At 27.5% G+C, this 10,286-nt stretch carries 12 protein-coding genes; all 12 read left to right on the plus strand.

Features of this window, described 5'->3' with window-relative positions; genetic code table 11:
- The coding region (locus tag ACFDSN_RS10485; protein ID WP_375239804.1) for a UDP binding domain-containing protein at positions 1-379 on the plus strand (379 nt) is incomplete at its 5' end.
- An 18-nt stretch (positions 380-397) separates the two neighbouring features.
- Positions 398-1,426 carry a polysaccharide biosynthesis protein gene (locus ACFDSN_RS10490; RefSeq protein ID WP_375239805.1) on the plus strand — a complete coding sequence of 343 codons (1,029 nt, stop codon included), beginning with the start codon at positions 398-400 and terminating at the stop codon, positions 1,424-1,426.
- Between the two features lie 118 nt (positions 1,427-1,544).
- Positions 1,545-3,032 carry a lipopolysaccharide biosynthesis protein gene (locus ACFDSN_RS10495; RefSeq protein ID WP_375239806.1) on the plus strand — a complete coding sequence of 496 codons (1,488 nt, stop codon included), beginning with the start codon at positions 1,545-1,547 and terminating at the stop codon, positions 3,030-3,032.
- A gap of 33 nt (positions 3,033-3,065) precedes the next feature.
- Positions 3,066-3,452 carry a WxcM-like domain-containing protein gene (locus tag ACFDSN_RS10500; protein ID WP_375239807.1) on the plus strand — a complete coding sequence of 129 codons (387 nt, stop codon included), beginning with the start codon at positions 3,066-3,068 and terminating at the stop codon, positions 3,450-3,452.
- Positions 3,445-4,263 (plus strand): sugar nucleotide-binding protein, encoded by an 819-nt coding sequence (locus ACFDSN_RS10505; protein WP_375239808.1) that lies wholly within the window; start codon positions 3,445-3,447, stop codon positions 4,261-4,263. The genes ACFDSN_RS10500 and ACFDSN_RS10505 overlap by 8 nt, the downstream gene beginning before the upstream one ends.
- Positions 4,260-5,435 (plus strand): glycosyltransferase, encoded by a 1,176-nt coding sequence (locus ACFDSN_RS10510; protein WP_375239809.1) that lies wholly within the window; start codon positions 4,260-4,262, stop codon positions 5,433-5,435. The genes ACFDSN_RS10505 and ACFDSN_RS10510 overlap by 4 nt, the downstream gene beginning before the upstream one ends.
- A 26-nt stretch (positions 5,436-5,461) precedes the next feature.
- A complete protein-coding gene (locus ACFDSN_RS10515) occupies positions 5,462-6,661 on the plus strand; it encodes an O-antigen ligase family protein (protein ID WP_375239810.1) in 1,200 nt (399 codons plus the stop codon).
- Positions 6,627-7,382 (plus strand): glycosyltransferase, encoded by a 756-nt coding sequence (locus ACFDSN_RS10520; RefSeq protein ID WP_375239811.1) that lies wholly within the window; start codon positions 6,627-6,629, stop codon positions 7,380-7,382. The genes ACFDSN_RS10515 and ACFDSN_RS10520 overlap by 35 nt, the downstream gene beginning before the upstream one ends.
- 16 nt (positions 7,383-7,398) lie before the next feature.
- Positions 7,399-8,157 carry a glycosyltransferase family 2 protein gene (locus ACFDSN_RS10525; RefSeq protein WP_375239812.1) on the plus strand — a complete coding sequence of 253 codons (759 nt, stop codon included), beginning with the start codon at positions 7,399-7,401 and terminating at the stop codon, positions 8,155-8,157.
- Positions 8,135-9,133 (plus strand): NAD-dependent epimerase/dehydratase family protein, encoded by a 999-nt coding sequence (locus ACFDSN_RS10530; protein ID WP_375239813.1) that lies wholly within the window; start codon positions 8,135-8,137, stop codon positions 9,131-9,133. The genes ACFDSN_RS10525 and ACFDSN_RS10530 overlap by 23 nt, the downstream gene beginning before the upstream one ends.
- Positions 9,134-9,352: 219 nt before the next feature.
- Positions 9,353-9,649 (plus strand): hypothetical protein, encoded by a 297-nt coding sequence (locus ACFDSN_RS10535; RefSeq protein WP_375239814.1) that lies wholly within the window; start codon positions 9,353-9,355, stop codon positions 9,647-9,649.
- Between the two features lie 18 nt (positions 9,650-9,667).
- Positions 9,668-10,286, plus strand: a 619-nt coding sequence (locus ACFDSN_RS10540; protein ID WP_375239815.1) for a nucleotidyltransferase family protein, incomplete at its 3' end; no start/stop codon positions are given.

Genomic DNA, 10,286 nt, shown 5'->3' on the forward strand with positions numbered 1-10,286 from the left:
AGGATTTACTTTTGGTATTTGGGGCTTGGCTTTTAAGCCAGGAACCGACGACATGCGCGAAGCACCAGCCATTTATGTAATTAAGGAATTGGTAAAACGTGGTGCTAAAATAAAGGCATATGATCCAAAAGCGATTGATGAAGCAAAAGAGCATTATTTAAAAGGAGTTCAAAATATAACATATGTAGCCTCGAAGTATGATGTTTTAAAAGATTCAGATGCATTGTTATTACTTACCGAATGGAAAGAATTTCGTTCGCCAGATTTTGAAGAAATAAAAATACAATTAAAAACACCTGTTATTTTTGATGGTCGTAATCAATATATAGCTTATGATCTTGAACAGAAAGGATTAGAGTATTATAGAATAGGAAAATAATTTTTAAATATAGAGAATATGTTAGATTTTAATGGGAAATCAATTTTAATTACAGGTGGCACTGGGTCATTTGGGAGTACACTTGTTGAGTACCTTTTAGATACAGAAATCAGTGAAATAAGAATTTTTAGTCGTGATGAAAAAAAGCAAGAAGACATGAGGATTCGATATAAAAGTAATAAATTAAATTTCATAATAGGTGATGTAAGAGATTTTGATAGTGTTAATAATGCAATGAGAGGAGTTAATTTTGTTTTTCAGGCAGCCGCTTTAAAACAAGTACCGTCATGTGAATTCTATCCACTTCAAGCTATAAAAACTAATATTCTTGGTTCTGAAAATGTATTAGAGGCTGCTGCTATAAACAATGTAGATAAAGTAGTAGTCTTAAGCACCGATAAGGCAGTTTATCCAATTAATACAATGGGTATGTCAAAAGCATTAATGGAAAAGCTAGCAATTTCTAAATCAAGAGACTTAAGAGTTCAAAACAGGAATAGTGTAATTTGTGCAACTAGATATGGAAATGTAATGGCTTCCAGGGGTTCGATTATTCCCTTATTTATTGAACAAATCAAGTCCGGTAAACCTTTAACCATTACTAATCCTAACATGACAAGATTTATGATGTCATTGGATGACTCAGTGACCCTAGTTTTATTTGCTTTTAAAAATGCGAAACCAGGTGATATTTTTGTTCAAAAATCCCCATCAGCCTCAATTTTAACGTTAGCGAATGCCTTGAAAGAACTATTTGGAGCTAATAATGATATTCAAATCATAGGTTCTAGACATGGAGAAAAATTATATGAAACTCTGTGCGGAAAAGAAGAAATGTCTAAAGCAGAAGACCTTGGTGATTTTTATAGAATACCTGCGGATTTAAGAGATTTAAATTACACAAAATATATACAGTCTGATGGCCCAAAATTAATTGATAATGAATACAACTCTAATAATACAACTTTATTAAATGTTACAGAATTAAAGACACTTTTGTTAACGTTAAAATATGTGAAAGATGAAATTTCTTCTTTTAAAAAATAATCTTTTTTCATATTATTTAATGAGTTTATTTTTTTCAATGCATAATTGAATTTTACATTATTACAACAAATATTGATGCTAAAAATCAAAATAATTTAATGATTAAAATATTATTATATTGAAAAAAAAATTATTTTCTAGTTTCATTAATAAATTTTGGAGCTTCAGTTCAAATATTATTTTTGTTCCAATCTATATAAGCCTGCTAGGGTTAGAAGAATTTGCAATAATCAGTTTTGGAATACTATTAAGTGCCTTACTATCAGTTTTAGATGCTGGTTTAACAGCAACACTGTCTAAAATGTTTTCTTCCAATGAAGTAAAGGGTTTGTCTAAGTATAAAATTTTCAAGTCATTAGAGGCTTGTTATTTTATTATAATATTATTAGTTTTTGTAGTTGTTATTAGTATTTCAAATCAAATAGCTTTTAACTGGCTGAAACTTGAAAATTTAAATCCAGAAACAATATCCTTATGTATAAAAATTATAGGATTAGAATTTGGATTTAGACTAATTTCTAATTTTTATATTGGTGGATTCATTGGTTTAGAAAATCAAGTTAAGGCAAATATTTATCAAATTATTTATAATATATTAAGAAACGGAATTGTTATCATACCCATTTTAATTGATCCTAATTTAATCTGGTTTTTTTCATGGCAATTTTTTTGTACTATTTTTTATTCTATTTTTTTGAGATACAAACTGTATTATTTTATCACTAAATCAAAAAAATATTTTTATAGTAAAATACAAATTTCCAAAACAGTATTAAATCACATTTGGAAATTTACAGGGGGCATGGCTTTAATTTCGTTTGTTTCTGCAATTAATTCTCAATTGGACAAAGTTTTATTATCAAAAACGTTATCAATTGAGACTTTTGGTTATTATTCATTAGCATTTACTCTAAGTACAATAATAGTTTTATTCGTATCTCCAGTATCAATAACAATTTTACCAAGGCTAACCTTTTTATTTTCGTCCAATAAGTTAGTGGAGGCAGAAAGTCTATTTCTTTCTACGTATTTATTGGTATCTATTTGTGTTTTTATTTTTGGTTCTCTAGTTTTTTTAATTCCAGAAGAATTAGTATTTATTTGGACTGGGGATGATATACTCGCTTATGAAGTTTCAGGATTTTTAAACATAGTTGTAATTGGATCAGTATTTTTAGCACTCCAGATTTTACCATTCAATATTGCTATTGCAAATGGATATACAAAACTAAATAACATTTTAGGTTTGTCGAGTCTATTTATCTCTGTTCCGTTATATTTATTAGTTCCAAATATCTATGGTCCTAAAAGTTTTGCTTTTATATATTCTGCCATTCAATTGACAATAGGTCTTATATTCATAATAATTATAAATAAAAAATATATAAAAATACCTACATTAAAATTTTTGACAATTTATGTAATCTCACCATTTTTAATTTCTTTTTTTAGTGCTAAATTTTTTATTAATATGTTTAGTTTATCTAACTCCAGAGTTCAAAATATTTTTACAATTATTATCATTTCTTTACTAATGTTTATTTTAAACTATCTACTTTTAATCAAACTTAGAAAAGTTAAATTATCTATTTTAAAATCTTTTTAATTAAGCATGAAAATATTTCTTGGCAAAACTTATTTGGATTCACGTGGTATATTACGTTTCAATAATGATTTTGATTTATCTGAGATTAAAAGAGTTTATGAAATTGAAAATTGTGATATTGAATTTAGAAGAGGTTGGAAAGGTCACTGCAAAGAAAAGAGGTGGTTTTTGTGTACTTCAGGTGTTATAGAAATTACTGTAAAGGAGATTCTACAGGGCATAAAGCTTTCTAATAAATCAAATACTATTAAACTTTCTGCCGATAAATTTGATGTTTTAGAAGTTCCAGAAATGTATGCGACTCTAATAAAACAAAAGGTCCCAGGTTCTAAAGTATTAGTTTTTGCTAATAGTTTTATTGATAATTCAGAAGAAGATATAAGATGGCCATATTGTAAAAATAATTTAAATAATGAATAATAGAATAATTATACTTGGATATAAAGGTATGCTAGGCCAAATGGTGAATGCATATTTTTCTGAACAAAATTTTGATGTAATTTTATTTAATAATCGGTTTGAGCAGAATACAATTAAATCATTTGTAGAGGATTTAAATCAGTTCAATGACTCCATAATAATAAATTGTATTGGAAGAATTAAACAAAAATCAAACGACACGTTAGATCTAGTTTGGGCTAATAGTTTATTACCATTAGAACTAGCTTCGAATTTAAAAAAAGGACATTTTTTAATTCAACCTAGCACGGATTGTGTTTTTAGTGGCGATAGTAAAGATTTTTATAATAAGGATGAACCTCATGATGCTAAGGATATCTATGGTTGGTCAAAATCTTTAGGTGAAAGCGCATTGGCAGGAATGAGTAACTCAATGGTGTTACGAGTTTCCATCATAGGTTGGGATAATTTTTCAAATAAAGGACTTCTTTCCTGGTTTGTAAATAACCCAGAAGGTGAAAAAATTAAAGGATACACAGATCATTACTGGAACGGAATAACTACTTTAGAATGGTGTAAAATTATTCATAGACTAATTAATGAGGATAACTTAAAATCTAATAAAATTATTCAGTCTGGAACTAAGAATAGATATTCTAAATATGAAATGCTTTTGATATTTAAGACAGTATTTAGGCCAGACTTAGATGTAATTCCATTTTCAACTGGTGATAATCTAAATAGGTGCTTAAATCCAGATTTTAATATTAACAATTTAGAAGACCAATTAATTGAGCTCAAAAATTTCCTTAAATCAAAAAATATAATATGAATAAAACCTCACCTTTGTTAAGCATAATAATTCCAACAAAAGACAGGTACAATTATTTATTTGAAGTTTTAATTACCTTAAGTGATTATGTCTGGTCTAAAAATGATGTTGAAATAGTTATTCAAGATAATAGCCTTGATAATATAGAGATTATAAATTTCCTCAATAAAAAACATAAAATTACACAGATTATACGATATTTTCATTCGAATGAAAGTCTTTCACAAGCAGGGAACTCTAATCTAGCAACTTTAAATGCTAGAGGAGAATATTTATGTTTTATTGGAGATGATGATTGTATTCATAAAGATATAATTAGAGCTGTTAAATGGATGAAAGAAAATAAATATGAGATCCTAAACAATACCAAGCCAGAATTTATATGGAGTGATTTGACTCCTACCAGACTTGGAGATTCGTTTTCAGGTATGTTATTTTCATACAGTTATAGTGGTTCTAGTAAAATAAAAAGAAGTGATATTCAACTTAAAAAGCACCTTAAGACGGGGGGTCAATACATAAAAAATCTTCCACAATTTTATCATGGAATAGTAAAAAAAAGTCTCTTAGATAAGATTTATGAAGAATCGGGAACTTATTTTCCTGGACCTAGTCCTGATATGGCAGTGGCTACGGCCTTAACTAAATATTCAGACTTTTTTGTAGTAGTTGATTTCCCTTTGATTATTTCAGGTAAGGGTGCTAGAAGTGTGGGAGGAATGGGGGCCAAAGGAAAGCACATTGGAGATATTCGGGACATTTCTTTTTTACCTAAGGATACTGCAGATAAATGGACAACGGATATACCCTTTTATTGGTCAGGATCTACAATTTTTGCAGAGAGCGTAATAAAATCGTTAAATAATACAAATAGAGAGGCGTTAGTTGATAATTTTAATTTTAATTACCTATATGCTAGATGTTTAGTTTTTGATTCAAAATATAAAAAGGATATAATAACTGCCCATAAAAAAAATAAAAATTCATCTTTATTACTTGTGTATTTTTATTTTGTAAAAATATGGATTAAGCGAATTAAAATCTTTGTTATTAATAGATCAATACTTAAGAAATTAACAAAACTTGTTTATCACTTTAATGTTAATAATATAAAAGAAGCCATAAAAATTTTGAATTCTGAAACAAAGAAAATAAAAGCACCATGGATTTAATTAAATTTTAATTATACACACAGTATATGTTTTTCTCAAAGTCAAACTTTATAGTTTTATTTTTTCTGATTATTTTTTCTAGCTCTATTTTTATTGATTTAGGATTTGCGTTGAAAGGGTTTATGATACTTACTTTTTTTGGTATTTTTTTTTACATCAAAAATTTCAAATTAATAATGAGTGTTTATGATATTTTTTATTTATTGTTAATTTATTATGGTTCTATTACTGTCCTTTTTAGTGCTGATCCATTAAGCGGTATGAGATTAGCTATTGGGTCAATAATTCTAGTTTTTTACTATTATTTCCTCAAGTATCTATTGTTTTCCCAATTAGTAAAAAGCAAATCTATTTTTAAACCATTAGTTATAGCAGCTTTTATATTTACTTTTTTTTCAATATTAGCTTATTTGATTAGCTTAAATTCTATTAGCTTTAATATTTTAGGTAATAATAATACTAAACTTATTGGTGTAATTATTGAACGTGGTCTGCCAAGGTTAATTGGTTTTACCCAAGATCCTAACATATTTGTTTTTACTGTTTTAATTCCATTCTGGTATCTTTTTTGCAAAAAGCAAAAAAACAACTTCGAAAAATTAACTTTACTACTAATTTCAATTAGTGTGATTATGTCTCTCTCAAGAGGCGGAATTATTTCAATTTTAATTCCTCTTATTTTTATATTAATATCATCATTAATCAAACTTAAAATTAAACATATTGTTGTTGCTTTAGTAATAGTCTCCATTCTTTTTAATATTTTAGATGTTCCTCAGGTGCATGATGTCCTAGATCAAAGAATATCAACTATATCTTCTGGAAGTGGTAGATTTGAAATTTGGAAAAATGGTATAGAATTATGGAGCCAAAATCCATTTTTTGGCATTGGTTGGTACAATTTTTTATACTACAATATTAATTTTTATGGCGGTACAAATTACGCTCACAATACCTTTCTAGAGGTATTAGTTGAATTAGGGTTGGTAGGTTTTACAATTTATTTTCTTTTTCATACGTTTTTGTTTGTGAAAATTAAGTCTTTGATTAAAAGAGAACCAAATATGAGTTTTATTTTACCAGCATATTTTTCATCAATAATACTTATGTCATCACTTTCACTTATAATAAATGAAGTTTTTTTTATTATTCCAGCATTTGTATCTGTTTACCTCAAAATTATAAAAACCAATGAAAATTCAGTTATTAATTTCAACCCAAAATAAAAATTTTGATTGGTGTAAGTCAAAGTTTGGTGACTTTTATTGCTCTATTGTTAATCAGGTGGATTCTAATCTTTTATTGAATGATATTGATTATTTAAAATCATATAAAGAAAAAGGTTTATCAAAAAGTCGAAATAGATCTTTACAAAACGCTTCGGCAGATATTTGTGTAATATGTGATGATGATATTAAGGTACTACCAGATTATGAAAAAAAAATTAAAAATGCTTACAAAGCTTTACCTGATGCAGATATAATAACTTTTCAAATTATTACTCCTGAAAATAAGCCGTATAAGAAATACGCTAAATATATAAAGAAACATAATCGATATTCAATTTTAAAAGTATCGTCAATTGAGATCAGCTTTAAATTAAGCTCAATAAAAAGCAATAAAATTCAATTTGATGAGAGATTTGGTTTAGGTTCTATATATAAGGGAGGAGAGGAGAATATATTTTTAAAGGATGCATTAGATATGGGACTTAATATATATTATTATCCCGAACCAATTGTTATTCATCCAGATGAGAGTTCCAATAAGCTAATTAATAATGATTTCTTTCATGTCAAAGGAGCAGTTCTTAAAAGATTATATGGTAAAAAAGGAATATTTATTAGTACTTTATTCTTTCTTTTTCAGTTAAGAAAAATTAAAGATTACACAAAAATATATAAATATTCAAAAATTTTCATTTCTGGGTGGAATTCAATAAAATAAGATTAAAAACCATTATATGTCAATTAAACAAGATTTAGTTTCAATAATAACACCATCATATAACTCTGAAAACTTTATTTCAGAAACAATTAATTCTATTATAAATCAAACATATACCAATTGGGAGTTATTGATAACAGATGATTGTTCAACAGACACTACTTTAGACATTATTAAATCATACCAAAATATCGATAATAGAATTAAATTATTTGATTTGGTGTCTAATGGAGGTGCTGGGGTAGCAAGAAATAACTCAATAAAATATGCTAAAGGTAGGTATATAGCTTTCTGTGATTCAGATGATCAATGGAAATCTGATAAATTAGAGAAACAAGTTCATTTTATGGAACAAAATAATTTAGTATTTACTTATTCTAGTTACGATGTTATAGATGAATCAGGTAATTTTATCAAATCTATAAAGGCGCCAAAAAAAATAACATTAAAAAAAATTCTTTCAAATAATTATGTAGGATGTTTAACTGCTATATATGACTCTGACGCTATTGGTAAACAATACATGCCTGTAATACGAAAACGACAAGATTGGGTTCTTTGGATAAATATTTTAAAAGTGATCAAAAATACTAAAGGTTTAGATGAGTCTTTAGCTATTTATAGAGATAGAAAGAATTCTATTTCAAGTAATAAGATTCAAATGATTAAGTATAACTGGAAAGTTTACTATGAAGTTTTGGGTTTCAATAAATTTAAATCAGTTTTACTAATGTTAAATTTTATAACACATTATGCAATCAAAATTATCAAGTAAAATACAAATTATAGGAGGTTCAGGTTTTGTTGGATCATTTTTATTAGAGGCTTTAAAAGATTTTAATATAAGCAATTTAGATAAAAATCCAAGTCCTTTTTTTGACAATATTACAGTAAATGGAGACATACGAAATTTAGACAAAATTAAAATTCCTAAGTTTACTGAGACTGTTGTTTTATTGGCAGCAGAGCACCGTGATGATGTTTCACCGACTTCCTTATATTATGACGTAAATGTTCAAGGAACTAAAAATGTTCTTAAAGCTATGGATAATAGTGGTGTAAAGAATTTAATTTTTACTAGTTCAGTTGCTATTTATGGCTTAAATAAAGAGAATCCTGATGAAAATCATGATCAAGATCCATTCAATCATTATGGTAAATCTAAATGGGAAGCTGAAGTAGTAATAAAAGAATGGTATGAAAATGATCCTACTCATAAATCAGTAACAATACTTCGTCCTACTGTTATTTTTGGAGAAAGAAATAGAGGAAATGTTTATAATTTGTTAAAGCAAATCTCATCTGGCAGATTTATGATGATTGGAAAAGGTCAAAATAAAAAATCCATGGCCTATGTCGGTAATATTGTTGCCCTAATAAAAGATAGATTAGAGAAAAAAGAATTAGGTCATCATGTTTTTAATTATGCAGATAAGCCTGATTTTTCTATGGTTGAACTTACACAAACGATAGAAGAAAAAATGAAAATTAAATTACCTAGTATTAAAATACCCTATTTGTTAGGAATGATGGGGGGCTACTGTTTTGATTTTATATCAGTATTATCAGGAAAAAAGTTTTCTATTTCATCAGTTCGGGTTAAGAAATTTTGTGCAACAACTCAATTTGATTCAGATAAAGTTCATAGGTCATTTAAATCACCCTATACTCTTAAAGAAGGATTATATAAAACTTTAGAGCATGAGTTTATAAACACCAAAAAAGATGAAGTTTTATTTTATAGTGAATAATTACGTAAAACCATTGCTCTAGACTTGGATATGATTATGAATTAAAATTTGAAAATGGCGGAGACCAAAATAACAATACCATACCAGAAAGACCAATCTGCGATCAAATGGGAATTATCCTAGTTGATGGATTGGGTGATAAAATACAGTCTATCAGTTGGTTGCTGAAAAACTAAACTTTTTTGGTTACATTTGGTTTAGAAACTAATTTTAACACACATGCCATTCGATCCAAAATCCGCAAAGAAAGCAGGAAAAAAATCTAAAAGAGGACCTGCAAAAAAAGAAGGGCCTTCCATCAAGGAAAAGATGGAAATGCTCTATGAAGAAGTGTTGGATGATCTACTCATAAACCAAGAAAAGCTCACAAAAACAGAACGGGTAAAACTCTTTGTAACGCTGTCTAATTATATTTTTCCAAAAACAAAATCTGTACGAGATCAATTTACTATTAAACAATTAAAAGAAATAGAAAAGCAAGGCTTTATGGATAGAGATCCAGATCCTACCAAATAATATTTTAGCATATTAAAAGTGAATTATAAAGAAACCCTTTTTTTTATTGCCAAATCTCTAACTATTTCTTTGGAAGATAAGAATAGACAGGTAATAGAAAAGCAGTTACAATCTGGCACAATAGATTGGGATGCCGTTGTGAAAGTAAGTACCAGTCATTATGTATTGCCTGCGCTCTATTGTAATTTAAAAAGAGCTGATTTTTTAAAATACCTTCCTGCTGATTTGGTTGAGTACATGATACACATAACTAACTTAAATAGAGATAGGAATACACAAATCATTCAACAAGCAAAAGAACTAAACATCCTGTTGTTAGCGAATAATATTAGACCTATATTTTTAAAAGGTACGGGAAATCTTTTAGAAGGGTTATATGAAGATGACGGAGAACGCATGGTTGGTGATATAGATTTTTTGTTCTCAGAAGAAGATTTCTTTAAAGCAATTGATATTTTGAAAAAAGATAATTATTCTAAATCAGAAACCGAATTAGATTATTTTCAAGGATTTAGACATTATTCAAGATTGGTTAAACCAGCGAATATAGCATCAGTTGAAATTCATAAAGAAGTTACCATTGAAAAATATAGAGGTGAATTTAATTGTGAGATGATTAGTAAGGATGCTCAACAAA

The organism is Aurantibacter sp., assembly GCF_042094015.1.
Taxonomy (GTDB): Bacteria; Bacteroidota; Bacteroidia; order Flavobacteriales; family Flavobacteriaceae; genus Aurantibacter.